Origin of the sequence: Pelagivirga sediminicola (assembly GCF_003072125.1) — a bacterium.
GTDB lineage: Bacteria > Pseudomonadota > Alphaproteobacteria > Rhodobacterales > Rhodobacteraceae > Roseovarius > Roseovarius sediminicola.
The window spans coordinates 317,907-336,702 of sequence record NZ_QCYH01000001.1; the positions used below are offsets into that span (position 1 = coordinate 317,907).

At 65.8% G+C, this 18,796-nt stretch carries 19 protein-coding genes; 10 read left to right on the plus strand and 9 right to left on the minus strand.

Annotated features, from left to right (window positions below):
- Positions 1-14: 14 nt before the first annotated feature.
- Both frr and pyrH read right to left on the minus strand, forming a co-directional pair.
- Positions 15-578 carry a ribosome recycling factor gene (frr, locus tag DC366_RS01490; RefSeq protein ID WP_108690406.1) on the minus strand — a complete coding sequence of 188 codons (564 nt, stop codon included), beginning with the start codon at positions 576-578 and terminating at the stop codon, positions 15-17.
- Positions 579-628: 50 nt separating this feature from the next.
- The gene (gene pyrH, locus DC366_RS01495; RefSeq protein WP_108690407.1) at positions 629-1,360 is read right to left on the minus strand and encodes a UMP kinase; all 732 of its coding nucleotides are present in this window, start codon (positions 1,358-1,360) and stop codon (positions 629-631) included.
- 151 nt (positions 1,361-1,511) lie between these two features.
- Between pyrH and miaA the strand changes: the two genes are divergently transcribed.
- Together miaA and DC366_RS01505 are read left to right on the plus strand one after the other, a co-directional pair.
- Complete coding sequence (gene miaA / locus DC366_RS01500) at positions 1,512-2,396, plus strand: tRNA (adenosine(37)-N6)-dimethylallyltransferase MiaA (protein WP_108690408.1); 885 nt, start codon at positions 1,512-1,514, stop codon at positions 2,394-2,396.
- 96 nt (positions 2,397-2,492) lie between these two features.
- Positions 2,493-3,302: an AraC family transcriptional regulator gene (locus tag DC366_RS01505; protein WP_243405001.1), complete on the plus strand. Its 810-nt coding sequence runs from the start codon at positions 2,493-2,495 to the stop codon at positions 3,300-3,302.
- 6 nt (positions 3,303-3,308) lie between these two features.
- On the opposite strand, the gene DC366_RS01510 is transcribed toward DC366_RS01505, so the two are convergent.
- Positions 3,309-3,902 carry a lytic transglycosylase domain-containing protein gene (locus tag DC366_RS01510; RefSeq protein WP_108690409.1) on the minus strand — a complete coding sequence of 198 codons (594 nt, stop codon included), beginning with the start codon at positions 3,900-3,902 and terminating at the stop codon, positions 3,309-3,311.
- Between the two features lie 201 nt (positions 3,903-4,103).
- Between DC366_RS01510 and DC366_RS01515 the strand changes: the two genes are divergently transcribed.
- The 3 genes from DC366_RS01515 (at position 4,104) to typA (ending at position 7,494) form a co-directional block, all read left to right on the plus strand.
- Positions 4,104-4,619 (plus strand): single-stranded DNA-binding protein, encoded by a 516-nt coding sequence (locus tag DC366_RS01515; RefSeq protein WP_108690410.1) that lies wholly within the window; start codon positions 4,104-4,106, stop codon positions 4,617-4,619.
- Between the two features lie 59 nt (positions 4,620-4,678).
- Positions 4,679-5,557 (plus strand): GNAT family N-acetyltransferase, encoded by an 879-nt coding sequence (locus tag DC366_RS01520; RefSeq protein WP_108690411.1) that lies wholly within the window; start codon positions 4,679-4,681, stop codon positions 5,555-5,557.
- A 119-nt stretch (positions 5,558-5,676) separates the two neighbouring features.
- The gene (typA, locus tag DC366_RS01525; RefSeq protein ID WP_108690412.1) at positions 5,677-7,494 is read left to right on the plus strand and encodes a translational GTPase TypA; all 1,818 of its coding nucleotides are present in this window, start codon (positions 5,677-5,679) and stop codon (positions 7,492-7,494) included.
- Positions 7,495-7,626: 132 nt separating this feature from the next.
- On the opposite strand, the gene DC366_RS01530 is transcribed toward typA, so the two are convergent.
- The 3 genes from DC366_RS01530 to recA form a co-directional block, all read right to left on the minus strand.
- Positions 7,627-7,914 carry a DUF1330 domain-containing protein gene (locus DC366_RS01530; RefSeq protein ID WP_108690413.1) on the minus strand — a complete coding sequence of 96 codons (288 nt, stop codon included), beginning with the start codon at positions 7,912-7,914 and terminating at the stop codon, positions 7,627-7,629.
- 3 nt (positions 7,915-7,917) lie between these two features.
- Positions 7,918-10,581 (minus strand): alanine--tRNA ligase, encoded by a 2,664-nt coding sequence (gene alaS / locus DC366_RS01535; RefSeq protein ID WP_108690414.1) that lies wholly within the window; start codon positions 10,579-10,581, stop codon positions 7,918-7,920.
- Positions 10,582-10,720: 139 nt separating this feature from the next.
- Positions 10,721-11,797: a recombinase RecA gene (recA, locus tag DC366_RS01540; protein WP_108690415.1), complete on the minus strand. Its 1,077-nt coding sequence runs from the start codon at positions 11,795-11,797 to the stop codon at positions 10,721-10,723.
- Between the two features lie 181 nt (positions 11,798-11,978).
- On the opposite strand from recA, the gene DC366_RS01545 reads away from it, so the two are divergent.
- The 5 genes from DC366_RS01545 (at position 11,979) to DC366_RS01565 (ending at position 16,369) form a co-directional block, all read left to right on the plus strand.
- The gene (locus DC366_RS01545) at positions 11,979-12,617 is read left to right on the plus strand and encodes a sulfotransferase family protein (RefSeq protein WP_108690416.1); all 639 of its coding nucleotides are present in this window, start codon (positions 11,979-11,981) and stop codon (positions 12,615-12,617) included.
- 146 nt (positions 12,618-12,763) lie between these two features.
- Positions 12,764-13,912 carry an aromatic ring-hydroxylating oxygenase subunit alpha gene (locus tag DC366_RS01550; protein ID WP_108690807.1) on the plus strand — a complete coding sequence of 383 codons (1,149 nt, stop codon included), beginning with the start codon at positions 12,764-12,766 and terminating at the stop codon, positions 13,910-13,912.
- On the plus strand, positions 13,909-14,700 hold the full coding sequence (locus DC366_RS01555; RefSeq protein ID WP_108690417.1) for an SDR family NAD(P)-dependent oxidoreductase: 792 nt from the start codon (positions 13,909-13,911) through the stop codon (positions 14,698-14,700). Before DC366_RS01550 ends, DC366_RS01555 begins: the two co-directional genes overlap by 4 nt.
- Positions 14,697-15,437 carry an SDR family NAD(P)-dependent oxidoreductase gene (locus tag DC366_RS01560; RefSeq protein ID WP_108690418.1) on the plus strand — a complete coding sequence of 247 codons (741 nt, stop codon included), beginning with the start codon at positions 14,697-14,699 and terminating at the stop codon, positions 15,435-15,437. The genes DC366_RS01555 and DC366_RS01560 overlap by 4 nt, the downstream gene beginning before the upstream one ends.
- Positions 15,437-16,369, plus strand: a complete 933-nt coding sequence (locus DC366_RS01565; RefSeq protein WP_108690419.1) for a 3-hydroxyacyl-CoA dehydrogenase NAD-binding domain-containing protein — start codon at positions 15,437-15,439, stop codon at positions 16,367-16,369. Before DC366_RS01560 ends, DC366_RS01565 begins: the two co-directional genes overlap by 1 nt.
- 60 nt (positions 16,370-16,429) lie before the next feature.
- Here the strand turns inward: DC366_RS01565 and DC366_RS01570 are convergent, their stop codons facing one another.
- The 3 genes from DC366_RS01570 to DC366_RS01580 are packed head-to-tail and all read right to left on the minus strand — an operon-like array spanning position 16,430 to position 18,706.
- A complete protein-coding gene (locus DC366_RS01570; protein ID WP_108690420.1) occupies positions 16,430-17,254 on the minus strand; it encodes an ABC transporter substrate-binding protein in 825 nt (274 codons plus the stop codon).
- Positions 17,255-17,291: 37 nt separating this feature from the next.
- Positions 17,292-18,005, minus strand: a complete 714-nt coding sequence (locus DC366_RS01575) for an ATP-binding cassette domain-containing protein (RefSeq protein WP_439331643.1) — start codon at positions 18,003-18,005, stop codon at positions 17,292-17,294.
- Positions 18,002-18,706, minus strand: coding sequence for an ABC transporter permease (locus DC366_RS01580; RefSeq protein WP_108690422.1), 705 nt, complete (start codon positions 18,704-18,706; stop codon positions 18,002-18,004). The genes DC366_RS01575 and DC366_RS01580 overlap by 4 nt, the downstream gene beginning before the upstream one ends.
- Positions 18,707-18,796: the final 90 nt, after the last annotated feature.

Here is an 18,796-nt window from a genome sequence, read left to right on the forward strand (position 1 = left end):
GCCCGAACACCCCGTCAGACCTGCATGATCTCGGCCTGCTTCGTCTCCAGCGACTCGTCGACGCGGGTGATGAAGCGGTTGGTCAGATCCTGAACCTCGGTTTCCCAGAATTTCTGGTCGTCCTCGGACATGCCTTCATTCTTGCCCTTCTTGATCTGGTCCATGCCGTCGCGGCGCACGTTGCGGATCGCGACGCGGGCATGCTCGGCATATTGCGAGGCGACCTTGGTCAGATCGCGGCGCCGCTCCTCGTTCAGCTCGGGGATGGGCAGCATGATGATCGTGCCATTCATCTGAGGATTGATGCCCAAGCCGCTGTTGCGAATGGCTTTCTCCACCTTGTTGACCAGGCCCTTGTCCCAGACGTTGATCGTCACCATCCGCGGTTCGGGCACGTTGACGGTGCCGACCTGGTTGATCGGCGTCATCTGGCCGTAGGCGTCCACCATCACCGGCTCCAGCAGCGACGCGCTGGCCCGCCCCGTGCGCAGCGAGGCGAATTCGGTTCTCAGCGACGTGATCGCGCCTTCCATGCGCCGCTCAAGATCGGCGGTGTCGATTTCCATATTGTCGGACATACTCTAGTTCCTTTGCGGTCTGTCACCCTCGGCCCGGCGCCACGCGGGCGTCAGGAATGGACGGTTGTATAGGTGCCTTCGCCGGCCAGGATCCCGCGAAACCCGCCGGGCTCGTCCAGGCTGAACACGATGATCGGCAGGTTGTTGTCGCGCGCCAGTGCGATGGCGCTGGCATCCATCACCTTGAGGTGCTTTTGCAGCACGTCATCATAGGTGATGCGGTCATAGCGCACGGCATCGGGGTTGGTCATCGGATCCTTGTCATAGACGCCGTCCACCTTGGTGCCTTTCAGGATCGCCTCGCAGGCCATTTCATTGGCGCGCAGCGTCGCGGCGGTGTCGGTGGTGAAATAGGGGTTTCCGGTGCCCGCGGCAAAGATGCACACGCGTTTCTTCTCAAGGTGGCGCACGGCGCGGCGGCGGATATAGGGCTCGGCCACCTCGTCCATGCGGATCGCCGAGATGACGCGGCAGAAGACGCCCAGTTTCTCCAGCGCGCTTTGCATCGCCAGCGCGTTCATCACGGTGGCCAGCATGCCCATGTAATCGGCCGTCGTGCGCTCCATCCCCTGCGCCGAGCCTGAGAGCCCGCGAAAGATGTTGCCGCCGCCGATGACCATGCAGATCTCGACCCCCATGTCGTGCACCACCTTCACCTCGCGCGCGATGCGCTCGACGGTGGGGGGATGCAGGCCATATGCCGTGTCGCCCATCAGCGCCTCCCCCGAAATCTTCAGCATCACGCGCTGAAAGGTCGTTCTGGGGGTGTCACTGTCGGGCATGGGAGGATTTCCTGGCTTGGGGTGTCTGGCGCGCAAAATGTCGCAAATGGCCGCATAGTTCAATCGCATAAACCGCCCCGCCCCACGCCGGAGGCAGTAAAACGCCGCGCGCCCCCTCGCCCCCGCCGCCGCGCCGCGCTAGAACGCGGCCATGCTGGAGCATCTGAACATCACGCCGGAGCGGCCCGTCTTGATCGCGGGGCCGACCGCATCGGGCAAATCGGCGCTGGCGCTGCGCATCGCCGAGCGGCTGGGCGGGCGCGTGATCAATGCCGATTCCATGCAGGTCTTTGCAGGCTGGCGCATCCTCACCGCGCGCCCGTCCCCGAGCGATGAGGCGCGCGCGCCGCATGCGCTTTATGGTCATGTGGCGCAGGATGCGGAGTACTCCGTCGGTCACTGGCTGCGCGATGTGGCGCCCCTGTTGCGCAGCGGGCCGCGGCCCATCATCGTGGGCGGCACCGGCCTTTATTTCACCGCCCTGACCGAGGGGCTGGCCGAGATCCCGCCGACGCCACCCGAATTGCGCGCCGAGGCGGACGCGCTGCGGATGCGCGGCGCGCTTGCGAACATGATCGACGCGCTGGATCCGGCGACGCGGGCACGCATCGATCTGCAGAACCCGATGCGCGTGCAGCGCGCGTGGGAGGTGCAGCGCGCCACGGGCCGCGGGCTGGCCGCATGGCAGGACGCAACGCCGCCGCCGCTGCTGCCTTTGAAAGCGGCCCATGCGCTGCTGCTGGATGCGGACCGCGATTGGCTGAACGCGCGCATCGCCGGGCGGCTGGACCATATGCTGCGGCACGGCGCGCTGGAGGAAGTGCGCGCCAATCTGGACCATCTGGCCGCCGGCCATCCCAGCGCCAAGGCAATCGGCGCGCCCGAGCTGGCCGCCCATCTGCGCGGCGAGATGCCCTTGAGCCGCGCGCAGGAGGCGGCGACGATCGCCACGCGGCAGTTCGCGAAACGCCAGCGCACGTGGTTCCGCGCGCGCATGGGCGGATGGCAGCGCATGATTGTGCCAGATCCCGCCTGAATGTCACTTTTCTGACATTTTGCGGGCTTCATCCGCCCATCAAACCGGGCTAAGTTGCACCGGACGTACCGCCCGCATCCTCGAAAGCCTCCGTGATTGACCCTGTCCGACACCATAATCCCGCAGATCATGACGCTTGCGCAGTGGACGCATGGCGCGCCTTGGCGCCTGACCCTGCCGCACAGCCAGCCCCGGCATGCGCTGATCTGGATCACGCGCGGCCAGGCGCGCGCGACGGTCGGCGGGCTGCGGCGCGGTGTGGGGGCGCATAATGCGCTTGCCGTGCCGGCCGGGACGCTCTTTTCGCTCGATATCGGGCCGGGATGCTATGGTCAGGTCTGCCTGATCCCGCCGGGCGGCCCTGCCCTGATGCCGGACGAGCCCGAGCATCTGCGCATCCGCGAGGTTCAGGCGCAGGGCGAGTTGACGGCGCTTCTGGACGGCATGATGCGCGAGGCCGCGCAGGCCCGCCCCTTCGCCGACGAGGCGGCGCAGGCGCTGGCCATTCAGGTCACCGTCTGGTTGCGCCGCGCGCTCATCAACCAGGAGCCGGGACCGCCGCCCACGGCGGCGCAGCGGCTGGTCGTCGCCTACGCGTCGCTGGTCGAGCAGGGCCATGCCAGCGGTCAGCCCATGGCCGCCTATGCGCGCGATCTGGGCGTGACGCCCACCCATCTGGGCCGCAGTTGCAAGGCATGCTGCGGTCTGACCGCGGCCGATCTGCTGACGCAGCGCGTCCTGCACGCCGCGCGCGAGATGCTGGAGGATGGCGATGATGCGATCCGCCACGTCGCGGCGCAGTTGGGATTCGGCAGCGCCGCCTATTTCTCGAGGTTCATTCAGGCGCATACGGGCGCCAGCCCGTCGGCATTGCGGCGCAAGGCGCGGATGCTCAAGGCCGGCTGAGGCGCCTCAGCTGCCCCAGATCACGCGCACGTAATTGGTGGTTTCCTTGTAGGGCGGCACGTCGCCGTATTTCTTGACCGCCGCGGGGCCCGCGTTATAGGCCGCCAGCGCCAGGCGCCACGAGCCGAATTCGCGGTACTGCATCGCCAGGTAGCGCGCGCCGCCGTCCAGATTCTGCTGGGGATCATGCGGATCCACCCGCAGCACAGCCGCCGTGCCCGGCATCAACTGCGCCAGTCCGATCGCGCCCTTGTGCGACAGCGCCGTCGGCTTCCATCCGCTTTCCTGCTGGATCAGGCGCAGGAACAGATCCTCGGGCACCGAATGCCTGCGCGCCGCTTCCTTCGCGATCTTCAGGAATTCGCCCCGATAGGCGCCCGCGTAAGCCTGGCCGCTGCCCCATTTCGTGGGCGTGTTCACCCGGTCGGGCTGCAGGCGCACGGACGCCTTGTACTGGCTGGCCGCGCGGTTATCCAGAACGCTGGTCTGGGACCGGAAAAGATGGTTGCGGCTCTTTGTCGAAATGACTTCTGCCTGCGCGCCCGGCGCCAGCCCAAGGGCCGCCCCAAAGAGCACGCCCGCCCCGAAAAATCGCTTCATGTGAATACCCGGTCCCGTTGGAATAGTGCAGGGATATCCGATTCCATCGCGGATTTCCAGTATTCCGGCACCTGCGCGCCCGTCCGTTTGCCTGCCGCCCGCGCAACCCGCCGCCCCATCGAGGCATTTTTAGGCTGGCATTAACCTGATCGGGATGATGTAACACGTAACCAAATCCAAGCCCCATTCAGGAGGACGCGCATGGCCGGGTCGGTTAACAAAGTCATTCTCATCGGCAATCTGGGCCGCGATCCCGAGGTCCGCACATTCCAGAACGGCGGCAAGGTGTGCAACCTGCGCATCGCCACCTCCGACACCTGGAAGGACAAGAACACCGGTGAGCGGCGCGAGAAAACGGAATGGCACAGCGTCGCCATCTTTCAGGAAGGTCTGGTGCGCATCGCCGAGCAATATCTGCGCAAAGGCTCGAAGGTCTATATCGAAGGGTCGCTTCAGACCCGCAAGTGGCAGGACCAATCCGGTCAGGACCGCTATTCCACCGAGGTCGTGCTGCAGGGATATGGCGGCACGCTGACCATGCTGGACGGTCGCAGCGAAGGTGGCGGCGGTGGTGGTGGCGGCGGATATTCCGGCGGCGGCGGCGATTACGAGGGCGGCGGCGGATATGGCGGCCCCGACGATCGCGGCGGGCCGTCGGGCGGCTCCTCGGGCGGCGGCGGGCCTTCGCGCGATTTCGATGACGAAATCCCGTTCTGACCGGATTTGCCTTGGGCGGTTAACCCTATCTTATCCATGTGCGCCGACTACTGGCGCGCATGGAGATCGATTTTGACCCGCCGGACGCATCTGCAAACTTTCCCGGCACGCCGTTGCAACAAAGCGGCACCTACGCGGCCGTCTTGCGCAGTTTTGGCTGCCACTCCGCCGTCGCGGATATCCGGAGCGATGGCGCCCGGCTAGCCCGCGCGCGCATCCTTGTGCGCGGCATCGGCCCGCTGCGACTGGCCTGGGTGCCACGCGGGCCAGTCTGGGCGCATGGTGTCGCCCGCGCCGATCAATCACGCGCCCTTGCCGCCCTGCCCCGCGCCGCGCCATGGTGCGCGCTTTGGGCGATGGGCGGTGATGCGGGCGGCGCGCGGCGCGGCCTGCCGGTGGCGCGCGGCGGGAACGTGGCCGAGCTCGACCTGACGCAGGGCGAGCAGCTGCGCCGCAGCGCGCAGCATGGCAAATGGCGCAATCGGCTGAAGCGGGCCGAAACGGCGGGGCTCTCAATCACCGCAGCGCCGCTTGAGCTGCCACGCGACGCCGTGCTTTTGGCACGCGAGCGCGCGCAACGCCGGGCGCGCGGCTACGCGGCCCTTCCGCATGCATTTCTTGAGCGATGGCAGAACATCGCGCCACAAGACACCCTGCTGCTGACCGCGAAAGATGGCGGCGCGCCTGTCGCCTTCATGCTCTTTTTGCTGCACACACCCACGGCCACCTATCACCTTGGCTGGAGCGGCGAACGGGGGCGCGCGACCGGCGCGCATGGCCTGCTGCTGTGGCGCGCCAGTCAGGAACTGGCGGCGCGGGGGTATCACCGGCTCGATCTGGGGCATGCCGATCCGCAGCGCACGCCGGGCATCACGCGCTTCAAACTCGGCGCGGGCGCCGCGCCGCGAGCCCTGGGCGCGACCACTCTCTGCCTCTGAGTGCCGGCGCTCGCGCCCTGTGCTTTGGGCGCCCAAATCGGGCCGCCGCGCCGCTTTGCCTCTGGTAATATGCGCGCGCAGCCTATAGGGCGCGTGAAAAACCCCAAGGATTGACCCGAATGGACCTTCGCAACATCGCGATCATCGCTCACGTTGACCACGGCAAGACGACGCTGGTGGACGAACTTCTGAAACAATCGGGCGCCTTCCGCGCCAATCAGGCCGTGGACGAGCGCGCGATGGACAGCAACGATCTGGAGCGCGAGCGCGGCATCACGATCTTTGCCAAGCCGACCTCGGTCGAATGGAAAGGCAAGCGCATCAACATCGTCGACACGCCCGGCCACGCCGATTTCGGCGGCGAGGTCGAGCGCATCCTGTCGATGGTGGACGGTGTCGTGCTGCTTGTCGACGCCGCCGAAGGCCCGATGCCGCAGACGAAATTCGTGACATCCAAGGCACTTGCCCTTGGTCTGCGCCCCATCGTCGTGCTCAACAAGGTCGACAAGACCGATGCCGAGCCGGACCGCGCGCTGGATGAATGTTTCGATCTTTTCGCCAGCCTTGGCGCCGATGACGACCAGCTGGATTTCCCGCATATGTATGCGTCGGGCCGGTCGGGCTGGGCCGATCACACGCTGGACGGGCCGCGCAAGGATCTCAGCGCGCTCTATCAGCTGATCGTCAATCACGTCCCCGCGCCCAAGCAGGTCAAGCGTCAGGGCGAGGATTTCCGCATGCTGGCCACCACGCTGGGCTCCGATCCCTTTGTCGGCCGTCTTCTGACGGGCCGCGTCGAATCAGGCAAGCTGAAGGTCGGCGCGACCGTGCAGGCGCTGTCGCGTATCGGCCAGAAGATCGAACAATTCCGCGTGACCCGCATTCAGGCGTTCCGCGGTCTGGCCTCGCAGGACATCGAAGAGGCGCAGGCCGGCGATATCGTCAGCCTTGCCGGCATGTCCAAGGCGACCGTCGCCGACACCATCTGCGCACTGGCCGTGGACGAGCCGCTGGAGGCGCAGCCCATTGATCCGCCGACGATTACCGTCACCTTCGGCATCAATGACAGCCCTCTGGCGGGGCGTGACGGCAAAAAAGTGCAAAGCCGCGTGATCCGCGACCGCCTGATGAAAGAGGCCGAATCGAACATCGCCATCAAGGTGTCCGACACCCCCGGCGGCGACGCGTTCGAGGTGGCGGGCCGCGGCGAATTGCAGATGGGCGTCCTGATCGAGAACATGCGCCGCGAAGGTTTCGAGCTCAGCGTATCGCGTCCCCAGGTCGTCATGCGCGAGGGCGAGAACGGCGAGCGGCTGGAGCCGATCGAAGAGGTCACGATCGACGTCGATGACGAGTATTCGGGTGCCGTGATCGAGAAACTGACCGGCCCCCGCAAGGGCGAGCTGACCGAGATGAAACCGGCCGGCGCGGGCAAGACGCGCATCATCGCGCATGTCCCGTCGCGTGGCCTGATCGGCTATCACGGCGAGTTCATGACCGATACGCGCGGCACCGGCGTTCTGAACCGCGTCTTTCATGGCTGGGCGCCGCACAAGGGCCCGATCCAAGGCCGCCGCGCGGGCGTTCTCATCTCGATGGAGAATGGCGAATCGGTCGCTTTTGCGCTGTGGAACCTGGAGGATCGCGGCAAGATGTTCATCGGCGCGCAGGCCAAGGTCTATACCGGCATGATCATCGGCGAGCATAGCCGCGAGAATGATCTGGAAGTGAACCCGCTCAAGGGCAAGAAGCTGACCAACGTGCGCGCGTCCGGCACCGACGAGGCCGTGCGCCTGACCACCCCGATCGAGATGAGCCTTGAGCAGGCGATTGCCTATATCGACGACGATGAGCTGGTCGAGGTCACGCCGAACGCGATCCGTCTGCGCAAGCGGCATCTGGATCCACACGAGCGCAAGCGGGCGTCGAAATCATAACGCTTTCAATGACCTGAGAGCGGTTCCTCACTCATTACATCAACAAAGGCCGCGGCATGTGCCGCGGCCTTTGTGTTTCGCAACCCTACCCGCTTCCGGTTTTGACACCGGCAGGATCCTGCGCCGGGCGCGCTACTCCGTCGTCTCGACGATCAGAAGCTCGCGCTCCGATGCGCCGCGCGCATGGCCGAGCGCCTCCTGATATTCGGGCGAGTGATAGCAGGCCTCGGCCGCCTCGACGCTGTCAAAGCGGGCCACCACGTTGCGCGGCCTCTCGCGGCCTTCCAGTTGCACGAAACGCCCGCCGCGCGCGATGAAATGGCCCCCGTGCTTGGCAATGGCCGGGCCGGCCAAGGCGGCGTATTTGCCATAGGCGTCCTCGTCCGTGACGGTAACGTGCGCAATCCAGAGTGCGGGCATGATCTATCCTTTCAATAGGTTACGTGCGGCCTCGATCGCCGCATCGGAGTTCGACGCATCGGCGCCGCCGCCCTGCGCCATGTCCGGGCGGCCACCGCCGCCCTTGCCACCCAGTTCGGCGACAGCCGCGCGCACCAGATCCACCGCCGAGATTTCGCCGGTCTTGTCGTCGGTCACGCCGGCGGCGACAGCGGCCTTGCCGCCCGTGTCCGCGATCAGCAACACGGCGCCGCTGCCGAGGCGGGCCTTGTGCTCGTCCACGAGCCCCGGCAGGTCCTTGCCTGACACGCCGCTCAGCACCTGCGCCAGAAACTGCGTGCCGCCGATCTGCTCGACCTGCGCCTCGCTGCCCTGCCCCGCGCCGCCGGCCATGGCCAGCTCGCGGCGCAGTTGCGCCACCTCGTTCACCAGCGCGCGGCGCTCGTCCATGAGGGCCCGCACGCGCGCTTGGGCATCATCGGGGCGCACCTTGAGCGCGCCGGCAAGCTCGGTCAGGGCCTTGGAATGGCCGCCCAGATGGCGCAGCGCGGCCTCGCCGGTCAGCGCCTCGATCCGGCGCACCCCGGCGCTGGAGGCGGCATCGCCCAGCAGCACGAAAAGGCCGATATCGCCGGTCTGCGCCACATGGGTGCCGCCGCACAGCTCGATCGAATAGGTGCGCTTGTCCGCGCCCTTGCCCGAGCCGTCCTGCCGGCCCATCGACACGACGCGCACCTCGTCGCCGTATTTCTCGCCGAACAGCGCCTGCGCGCCCAGCTCGCGCGCCTCGTCCGGGGTCATGATGCGCGTCTCGACCGGGGCATTCTGGCGGATATAGCGGTTCACATCCGCCTCGACGCGGGCCAGCTCGTCGGCGGTCAGCGCCTTGGTGTGGCTGAAATCGAACCGCAGGCGGTCATCGGCATTCAGGCTGCCGCGCTGCGCGACGTGATCGCCCAGCGTCTCGCGCAGGGCCTCGTGCAGCAGATGTGTGGCGGAATGGTTGGCGCGGATCGCGCTGCGGCGGCCATGGTCCACCTGCAACTGCGCCGACGCGCCCTTGGTCAGCGCGCCCTCGGTCACTTCGGCGAAATGGATGAAGACGCCCGCCACCCTGCGCGTGTCGGTGATGCGCGCCGTGCCGCCCTCGCAGGTCAGCGTCCCGCTATCGCCCACCTGCCCGCCGGATTCGGCATAGAACGGCGTCTGGTTCAGCACGATCTGAACCGTCTCGCCCTTGTCGGCGCGGCTTACCATCCCGCCCTCCTGCACCAGCGCCACGATCTGCGCCTCGGCGGTTTCGGTGTCATAACCCAGAAAATCGGTGACGCCGCTGGCCTCGGCGATGTCGTACCAGATATCGGCATCCGCCGCCTCGCCGCTGCCGGACCATGCCGCGCGGGCCTTGGCCTTCTGCTCGGCCATGGCGGCATCGAACCCGGCGGTATCGACGCCGCGCCCCTTCTCGCGCAGCGCGTCCTGCGTCAGGTCCAGCGGAAAGCCGAACGTGTCATAAAGCTTGAACGCCGTCTCGCCGGGCAGATCCGCGTCCGCGTCCAGCCCCTGCAGCGCCTCGTCCAGCAGGCCAAGGCCGCGGTCCAGCGTCTGCTTGAAGCGCGTCTCCTCCAGCCGCAGCGATTCCTCGATCATGCCCTGCGCGCGGCCCAGCTCGGGGAACGCCTGACCCATCTGCGCGACCAGCGACGGCACCAGCCGGTACATCACCGGATCCTTGGCGCCCAATAGATGCGCATGGCGCATCGCGCGCCGCATGATCCGGCGCAGCACGTAGCCGCGCCCCTCGTTCGAGGGCATCACGCCATCGGCCATCAGGAAAGACGTGGAACGCAGATGGTCCGCGATCACCCGGTGATGCACGTTGCCCGGCCCGTCCGCATCGGTGTTGGTCGCGTGCGCGCTGGCCTCGATCAGGGCGCGCATCACGTCGGTGTCGTAATTGTCATGCTTGCCCTGCAACAGCGCGCCGATCCGCTCCAGCCCCATGCCGGTGTCGATCGACTGCATGTCCAGATCGCGCTGCGTGCCGTCCTCGAACCGCTCGTTCTGCATGAAGACGAGGTTCCAGATCTCGATGAAGCGGTCGCCATCCTCCTCGGCGCTGCCCGGCGGGCCGCCCCAGATTTCCGGGCCGTGGTCGTAGAAGATCTCGGAACAGGGGCCACAGGGGCCGGTGGCGCCCATCGACCAGAAATTGTCGTCGGTGGCGATGCGGATGATCCGGTCATCGGGCAGGCCCGCGACCTTTTTCCAGATATTCGCGGCCTCGTCGTCGGTATGGTAGACGGTGACCAGCAGCTTGGATTTATCCAGCCCGAAATCGCGCGTCAGCAACTCCCACGCGAAATGGATCGCCTCGTCCTTGAAGTAGTCGCCAAAGCTGAAATTGCCCATCATCTCGAAGAACGTATGATGACGCGCGGTGTAGCCCACATTGTCCAGATCGTTGTGCTTGCCGCCCGCGCGCACGCATTTCTGGCTGGAGGTGGCGCGCACATAGTCGCGCTTTTCCACGCCGGTAAAGAGGTTCTTGAACTGCACCATGCCCGAATTGGTGAACATCAGCGTCGGGTCGTTGCGCGGCACCAGGGGCGAGCTTTCGACGACGCGGTGATCGTTGCGGTCGAAATAGCCAAGAAAGGTCGAGCGGATGTCGTTCAGCGTCGGCATGAATGGTCTTCTTTCGCGGAGTTTTCAGGGGTCTGCGGCGTTCCCCTGATTATCCGCCCGCGCCGCGCCTGTCCACCGCAAGAAAAAAGGCCCGGCGCGCGATTTGCGGCCGGGCCTGTCATTGCTTAAGGATGCGCCTTCACGCTTCCATCAGATCGTCATCGCCGTCCTGATCGGAGGCTGGCATATCGAATTCCAGCCCGTGCGCCGCGCGGATCTTGTCCTCGATCTCCAGCGCCATCTTGCTGTTTTCCTTCAGGAAGGTCTTGGCGTTTTCGCGGCCCTGACCGATCCGCTCGTCGCCATAGCTGAACCAGCTGCCCGATTTCTCGACCACGCCGGCCTTGACGCCCAGATCCAGGATCTCGCCCATCTTGGAGATGCCCTCGCCATACATGATGTCGAATTCCACCTGCTTGAAGGGCGGCGCGACCTTGTTCTTGACCACCTTGACGCGGGTGGCGTTGCCCACGATCTCCTCGCGGTCCTTCAGCGCGCCGATGCGGCGAATGTCGAGCCGCACGGAGCTGTAGAATTTCAGCGCGTTGCCCCCCGTCGTCGTCTCGGGCGAGCCGAACATGACGCCGATCTTCATGCGGATCTGGTTGATGAAGATCACCGTGCACTTGGTGCGGCTGATCGAGCCGGTCAGCTTGCGCATCGCCTGGCTCATCAGGCGGGCATGCACGCCGACGCTGCTGTCGCCCATGTCGCCCTCAAGCTCGGATTTCGGGGTCAGGGCCGCGACCGAATCGACCACCACCATGCTGACCGCGCCCGAGCGCACCAGCGTGTCCACGATCTCCAGCGCCTGCTCGCCCGTGTCGGGCTGCGAGATCAGCAATTCGTCCAGATCCACGCCCAGTTTGCGCGCATATTGCGGATCGAGCGCGTGCTCGGCGTCGACAAAGGCGCAGACGCCGCCCTTTTTCTGCTCTTCGGCGACGCAATGCAGCGTCAGCGTGGTCTTGCCCGAGCTCTCGGGGCCATAGATTTCCACGACCCGGCCCTTCGGGATGCCGCCGATTCCCAGTGCGATATCAAGGCCAAGCGATCCGGTCGAGGTCGACTCGATATCCTGAATCGGGTTGTCGCCCAGCTTCATGATCGAGCCCTTGCCGAACTGACGCTCGATCTGCGCAAGCGCGCTGTCGAGGGCCTTCTGCTTGTCTGCGCTTTTCTTGTTGTCCATGCTCAAAAGATCTGCCGTTGCCATTTCATTCACGTCCTTATTCCACACACTGCCCCAAGCGGCAATTGCTGCGTTTGTTCGCGACTTGTTCCCACTACACATGGAGACAAAACGCGAACACTTCAAGAAAATTGTTCACATCTTCACATTTACCCAGATGTGTTAAAGAAGCGTTACGCGGGGTTCTGGCGCGGCGAGGTGCGGCATGTTGGTGTTTTCCAAGTATAAACTGGTGTTCCTGTCGGTGCCCAAGACCGGCACGACCGCATGGCAGGCGGCGCTGGCGCCGCATACGTCGATGATCGTGAGCGATCCGCCCGAGCTGAAACACGCGCCGGTTTTCCGCTACAATCGGTTTTTCCGCCCCGCGCTGGAAAAATTTATCGGCGAGGATCTGCATGTGATCGCCGTCATGCGCGAGCCGGTCGCCTGGCTGGGCAGCTGGTTTCGCTATCGCCAGCGCCCGTTTCTGGAGGGCAAGCCGGGCAGCACTGCGGGCATGAGCTTTGACGCGTTCGTGCAGGATTATCTGCAGGGCAGGCAGCCGCGCCATGCCAATGTCGGCTCGCAGTCCAAGTTCCTTGAGCCGCAGCGCAACGGCACCGCCGCCACGCATCTGTTCCGCTACGAGGATCCCGCCGCGCTGGAGCGGTATCTTGAGGCGCGCATGGGTTTTGCCGTCACCACCGAGCGCCTGAACACCTCGCGCGCCGCGCCCTTGCCGCTGAGCGCGCAGACCGAAGAGCAGCTTCGGCGCAAATACGCGCCTGATTTCCGCCTGTATGACAGCATCGGCGCGGATGGTGCCTATACGCCCGAGCCTGTCGCCTCGCCGGCCCGATAATCGGCGAACACACGCAGCGCGCGACTGGCGCGCCGTTGCGCATCGGGCTAGTCTGTCGGCGAACGGGCGCATATTACCTTGCCTTGCGGGGTCACTATCTGCCGATATGCGCCAGCAGCACGGCCCCCAGCCAACGGAGCGACGCCATGACCCACTTTCCTTCCGCCGATGATTTCGACGCCATCCGGCGCGGCTATGACGCCGACAGCAGCCGGTCGCTGTCGCTGCGCAGCGATGCCTATACCGAGCCGAAATGGTTCGACGCCGACCTGCGCGCGATCATGGCGAAACACTGGCAATGGGTGTGCCATGTCGAGAAACTGCGCGAGCCGGGCAGCTATTTCGCGCTGCAGGTCGCGGGCCAGCCTGTCGTGGTGGTGCGCGACCGGGACGGCGTGTTGCGCGCGTTCTACAACGTCTGCAAGCACCGCGCGCATGAGTTGCTCAGCGGCGAGGGCGTGACCAGCCGCATCATGTGCCCCTATCACGCATGGGTCTACAAGCTGGACGGCCAGTTGGTGCGCGCGCCGGAAACCGAACACCTGGAGGATTTCACCCCCTCCGAGATCTGTCTGGATGAGGTGCAGGTCGAGGAGTTCTGCGGTTTCGTCTATGTCAATCTGGACCCTGACGCGAAATCGCTATCCGAGCAGACCGGCAGCCTGGAGACCGAGATTCGCCACTGGGCGCCCGATATCGAGAACCTGACCTTCGGCCGCCGCATGACCTATGACATCAAATCCAACTGGAAGAACGTCATCGACAACTTTCTTGAGTGCTACCACTGCCCCACGGCGCACAAGGATTTCTGCGATCTGGTGGACATGGACACCTACAAGGTGACGACCTACGGCATCTATTCGTCCCATATGGCCGAGGCCGGCACGTCGCCCAACAGCGCCTATGACGTCAGCAACGCAACCGTCCGCACGCACGCCGTCTGGTGGCTGTGGCCGACGACCTGCCTGATGCGCTATCCGGGCCGGTCCAGCATGATCGTGCTGAACGTGATTCCGATGGGGCCGGACCGCACGCTTGAGACCTATGATTTCTATCTGGAAACGCCCGACCCCGACCCGATGGAGGTGGATGCGATGCGCTATATCGACGAGGTGCTGCAGCCCGAGGATATCGGTCTGGTCGAAAGCGTGCAGCGCGGCATGGCGACGCCTGCCTTTACCCAAGGGCGCATCGTGAACGACCCCACCGGATCGGGCAAATCGGAACATGCGGTGCATCACTTCCACGGTCTGGTGCTGGACGCCTATGCCAAGGCTGCCGAGGAAGCCGCATGAAGCTGCAGGGCAAGACCGCCCTCGTCACCGGCGGGCGCGGCGGTATCGGGCGTGCCATCTGTGCGCGGTTTCTGGCCGAGGGCGCGCGTGTCTATGCCGCCGATCTCAGCGAGGGCGGCTCGCTCGATCTACCCGGCGGCGAGGCCGACTTCATCCGGCTGGATGTGAGCCGCGAGGACGAGGTACGCGCGGCGATGGATCGCGTGTTGGATGAGGCAGGCAAGCTCGACATTCTGGTGAACGCCGCCGGGATCGAGATCGAAAAGACCATCAAGGATACTACGCTGGAGGAATGGAACCGCAGCTTTGCCGTCAACGTCACCGGCACGTTCCTGACCTCGAAATACGCCCTGCCGCTTATGCGCAAGGCGGCCACGAACGGCACCACCGCATCGCTGATCAACTTCGGCTCCTATGACGGGTTCATCGCCGACCCCGGCCTTGCCGCTTATTGTGCAACCAAGGGCGCGGTGCATGCGCTGACCCGCGCCATGGCCTGCGATCACGGCCCCGAGGGTATCCGCGTCAACGCGATCTGCCCCGGCTATATCGACACGCCGATGCTGCAAAGCTTCTTCACCGGCGAGGGCTCGGGCGGCGGCGGCAAGGATATCGGCGCGCTGCAACAGGCGGTGCGCGATGTGCATCCCATGCGCAGCTACGGCACGCCCGATGACATCGCCAACCTCGTCAACTGGCTGGCCAGCGACGAGGCGCGCTATGCTTCCGGCCAGCTTTGGGTGCTGGACGGCGGCCTCAGCGCGCAAGTGCAGCAGATGAAGCTGTGAGCGTCGCCATCGTCACCGGCGCCGGGCGCGGAATTGGCCGGGCGATCGCGCTGCGGCTCTTGGCCGATGGCTATCGCGTGCTGGGCTGCGGGCGCAGCGCGCGCGGCGATGATTTCCCGGCAGGCGCGGACTGGGTGCAGGCCAGCGTGGCCGACACAGCGGGGGCGCAGCAGATATTGGCCGCCGCAGAGGCGCTGGGGCGCGTTTCGCTCTTGGTCAACAACGCCGGCGTGCAGGTGGAGAAAACGACCGCGGACAGCAGCGATGCCGACTGGGATCTGGTGATCGGCGCCAACTGCCGGGGCGTGTTCAACATGTGCCGCGCCGTGCTGCCGGGGATGGAGAAAACCGGCGGCGCGATCGTCAATATCGGCTCGATCTCGGCGACAGCGGCGGACCCCTCGATGGCGCTCTACAACGCCTCGAAGGCGTTTGTGCATGGCCTCACCCGCTCCATCGCCGTCGATCACGGTCCCAAGGTGCGCTGCAACGCCATCGCGCCCGGCTGGATCCTGACAGAGATGGCCGATGACGCCTTTGCGCTGGCAAATGACCCCGAGGCCGCGAAGCGGGACGCGCTGGCCCGTCACCCCGTCGGGCGCATGGGCGCGCCCGAGGATATCGCGAACATGGTGTCGTGGCTGGCCTCCGATCAGGCGGCCTATGTCAGCGGCGCAAGTTTTACTGTGGATGGCGGGATGACCGCCGCCTCCCCCCTCAATCCGGGATCGTTCTGATGGATCATGCACATACCGCCTGCCTTGGCGCGGGCGTCATCGGCGCCAGCTGGGCCGCGCTGTTTCTGGCCTCCGGCCGCTCGGTCGCCATTTTTGACCCCTCGCCCGAGGCTGAGGCGCAGACCCGCGCCTATGTCGAAACCGCCTGGCCCACGCTGACCCGGCTGGGCCTGACGGAGCGCGGCACGCCGGATGCCCTTACCTTTTACTCCAGCGCCGCCGGCGCCGTGGATGGCGCGAGCTTCGTGCAGGAGAACGTGCCGGAACGCCTGCCCATCAAGCACGCCGTCTTTGCCGAGATCGAACCGGCACTGGCGCAAGGCGCCATCGTCGCCAGCTCCGCCTCCGGCCTGACCCTCACCCAGATGCAGGGCGGCTGGACCGACCCCGCGCCGCTGGTGCTGGGCCATCCGTTCAACCCGCCGCACCTCGTGCCGCTGGTCGAGGTGATGGGGAACGAACGCACCGGCCCCGGCATCGCCGACGCAGCCGCCGCCTTCTACGAGAGCATCGGCAAGGTCACGATCCGCGTGAACAAGGAAGTGCCGGGCCACGTCGCCAACCGCTTGCAAGCCGCCGTCTGGCGCGAGGCGATCCATCTGGCCAAGGAAGGCGTCGCCAGCGTCGGCGACATCGACAAGGCAATGTGGGCCGGTCCCGGCCTGCGATGGGCCGCGATGGGGCCGACGGCCTGTTTCAGCATGGGCGCGGGACCGGGCGGGCTGCAGGCGTTCTGCGATCATTTTAAGGAGACGTTCAATGGCTGGTGGGACGACATGGGCCGCCCTTACCTTGATGACGAGACCATCGCGATGCTGGTCGACGGCGCCGCCAAGGCCGCAGGCGGCATGAGCCACGAGGACATGCTGGCGCGCCGCGACGCGATGATCACCGCCATGCAAGAGGCTCTGCGCCCGCATCGCGAGGGCTGAACGCAAACGCGGCGCACCCTGACAGACGCGCCGCGCATTTTTTCCAATGTCAGCCGTGGTTTATTCAGCCGCCTTCGACATATCCGTCATCTCGGCGTTGAAGGTGAACAGCTGCTCGCCCGCGATCCGGTAGCCGTCGATCAGCTCCTTGGCGCGCGCGCTGGTGAGCCAGACCTCCAGCTCCTCGGCCAGATCGCTCTTGATGTGGTCGCCCTTGGCGGGGTTCACCGGCAGATAGGCGTATTGATTGAACAGCAGCGGATCGCCCGCATAAAGCAGCTCCAGATTGGCCTTGTTGCCGAAATTCAGCCAGCTGGCGCGATCGGACATGATATAGGCGTCGATCCCGGCGGCGGTGTTCAGCGCGGCGCCCATGCCGGCGCCAACGGCGTTGTACCAATCGCCCTGCGCGCCGACGCCGAAGCCCGCGGCGCTCCACAGGCTCAGTTCCTTTTTATGGGTGCCGCTGTCATCGCCGCGGCTGACGAAAGGCGCCTCGGCCTCGGCAATGGCGCTCAGCGCTTCGGCGGCGCTGCCTGCATCGCGTATGCCGGCGGGGTCTTCCTTGGGGCCGATGATGACGAAATCATTATACATGATCTCGCGGCGATGATCGGCGTGACCCTCGGCGACGAATTTCTCTTCGGCGGCCTTGGAGTGCACCAGAACCGCATCGACGTCGCCCGCCTCGCCCAGCTTGATCGCCTGTCCGGTGCCGACGACCAGAAGCTGCACGTCGATATTGGTGTCTTTCTTGATTTCCGGCAGCAGCACCTCGGCCAGCCCCGAATTGTGAAAGCTGGTGGTGACGGCCATCTTCATCTCTTCGGCCTGCGCGGCCGCGCCGGTAAGGGCGAAAGCGAGGGCAAGTTTGAGTATACGCATTGCAATAGCTCCTTTTTATTACAGTCTCTTGTGGATTTCAGTCCACGATGTCCCCGGCCAGGAACGCGGCAGCCGCGTCCGTCGAGGGGGCATCGAAAAATTCGGCGGCGGGGGCGTGTTCGTGCACCTTGCCGCTGCGCAGGAACACGACCTCGCGCGCAAGACGCCGGGCCTGCCCCATGTCGTGCGTTGCCATGACGATACGTGTTCCAGCCTGGGTTGCAAGCCTCAAAAGCGCCTCGATCTCGCGGGTGGCGCGCCCGTCCAGCGACGCCGATGGCTCGTCCAGAAACAGCAGCTGGGGCGCGCAGATCAGCGCGCGGGCCAGCGCCAGCTTTTGCTTCTCGCCGCCCGACAGGACGGTCGCCTGGCGCCCCTCCATGCCGGCAAGGCCGATCCGCTCGCACCATTCGACGCCCGCCGCGCGCGCGGCCTCGCGGGGAGTGCCGTGCAGGCGTAAGGGATAGGCCAGATTGTCCAGAACCGAGCGGCGCAGCATCACGGGCGTCTGGAACACGAACGCCTGCGCCCTTTGCGCCTGCGCTGCCCCGCAGGCCCATTTGATGCGTCCCATGCTCAGCCGTTCCAGCCCGTGCATCGCCTTGAGCAGCGTCGATTTGCCCGCGCCGTTCGGCCCGATCAGCGCCGTCAGGCCCGCGCCCTCCAGCACCAAATCGACCGGCCCGATCAGGCGTTTGCCACGCCGGTGCACGCAGGCGCCGGTGGCGCGCATGGGCAAGAGCGCGCTCACCACCGGCCCCCCGTCTCGGTCCGGCTGAGCCAGTGGATCGCAAGGTTCACCATGACCGAAAGCGCGATCAGCACGAATCCCAGCCCCAGCGCCAGCGCGAAGTTGCCCTTGCCCGTTTCCAGCGCGATGGCGGTCGTCATCACCCGCGTCAGATGGTCGATGTTGCCGCCGACGATCATGATCGCTCCCACCTCGCCCACGCCGCGCCCGAATCCCGCCAGCGCGGCGGTCAGAAGCGCGCGCCGCCCGTCCCAGAGCAGCGTCGCGATCCGCTGCATGCGCCCCGCGTTCATCGAGATCAGCAGATCGTGATATTCCGCCCACAGCTCGCGCAGGGATTGATGCGCGATAGAGGCGATCAGCGGCACGATGATGATGACCTGCGCCACAACCATCGCCGTCGGCGTGAAGAGCAGGCCAAGCACCCCCAAGGGGCCGCTGCGCGACAGCATCACGTAGACGACCAGCCCCACCACCACCGGCGGCAGCCCCATCAGCGCGTTCAGGATGGCAATCGTCGCGCGGCGCCAGCGGAACCGCTGCACCGCCAGAAACGCCGCCAGCGGCAACGCGATGGCACAGGCGATGACCAGCGCGCTCAGCGTCACGCGCAGGCTGCGCGCGGCAATCTCATAGAGATCCGCATCCAGGCTGAGCACCAGCCGGGCCGCCTGCCAAAGCCCTTCCCAAAGATCGTTCATCGCAATCAGTCACTCATTCCGGCGCAGGGCATGTCCAATGCGGATCGCGGCCAAGGTGCCCGCGGGGGCACGCCGCTGCAACCCGTGAAA

Coding starts and splice junctions, on each gene's coding strand:
- frr (WP_108690406.1), bottom strand. CDS start 578: ATGTCCGACAATATGGAAATCGACACCGCCGATCTTGAGCGGCGCATG.
- pyrH (WP_108690407.1), bottom strand. CDS start 1,360: ATGCCCGACAGTGACACCCCCAGAACGACCTTTCAGCGCGTGATGCTG.
- miaA (WP_108690408.1), top strand. CDS start 1,512: ATGCTGGAGCATCTGAACATCACGCCGGAGCGGCCCGTCTTGATCGCG.
- DC366_RS01510 (WP_108690409.1), bottom strand. CDS start 3,902: ATGAAGCGATTTTTCGGGGCGGGCGTGCTCTTTGGGGCGGCCCTTGGG.
- DC366_RS01515 (WP_108690410.1), top strand. CDS start 4,104: ATGGCCGGGTCGGTTAACAAAGTCATTCTCATCGGCAATCTGGGCCGC.
- DC366_RS01520 (WP_108690411.1), top strand. CDS start 4,679: ATGGAGATCGATTTTGACCCGCCGGACGCATCTGCAAACTTTCCCGGC.
- typA (WP_108690412.1), top strand. CDS start 5,677: ATGGACCTTCGCAACATCGCGATCATCGCTCACGTTGACCACGGCAAG.
- DC366_RS01530 (WP_108690413.1), bottom strand. CDS start 7,914: ATGCCCGCACTCTGGATTGCGCACGTTACCGTCACGGACGAGGACGCC.
- alaS (WP_108690414.1), bottom strand. CDS start 10,581: ATGCCGACGCTGAACGACATCCGCTCGACCTTTCTTGGCTATTTCGAC.
- recA (WP_108690415.1), bottom strand. CDS start 11,797: ATGGCAACGGCAGATCTTTTGAGCATGGACAACAAGAAAAGCGCAGAC.
- DC366_RS01545 (WP_108690416.1), top strand. CDS start 11,979: ATGTTGGTGTTTTCCAAGTATAAACTGGTGTTCCTGTCGGTGCCCAAG.
- DC366_RS01550 (WP_108690807.1), top strand. CDS start 12,764: ATGACCCACTTTCCTTCCGCCGATGATTTCGACGCCATCCGGCGCGGC.
- DC366_RS01555 (WP_108690417.1), top strand. CDS start 13,909: ATGAAGCTGCAGGGCAAGACCGCCCTCGTCACCGGCGGGCGCGGCGGT.
- DC366_RS01565 (WP_108690419.1), top strand. CDS start 15,437: ATGGATCATGCACATACCGCCTGCCTTGGCGCGGGCGTCATCGGCGCC.
- DC366_RS01570 (WP_108690420.1), bottom strand. CDS start 17,254: ATGCGTATACTCAAACTTGCCCTCGCTTTCGCCCTTACCGGCGCGGCC.
- DC366_RS01580 (WP_108690422.1), bottom strand. CDS start 18,706: ATGAACGATCTTTGGGAAGGGCTTTGGCAGGCGGCCCGGCTGGTGCTC.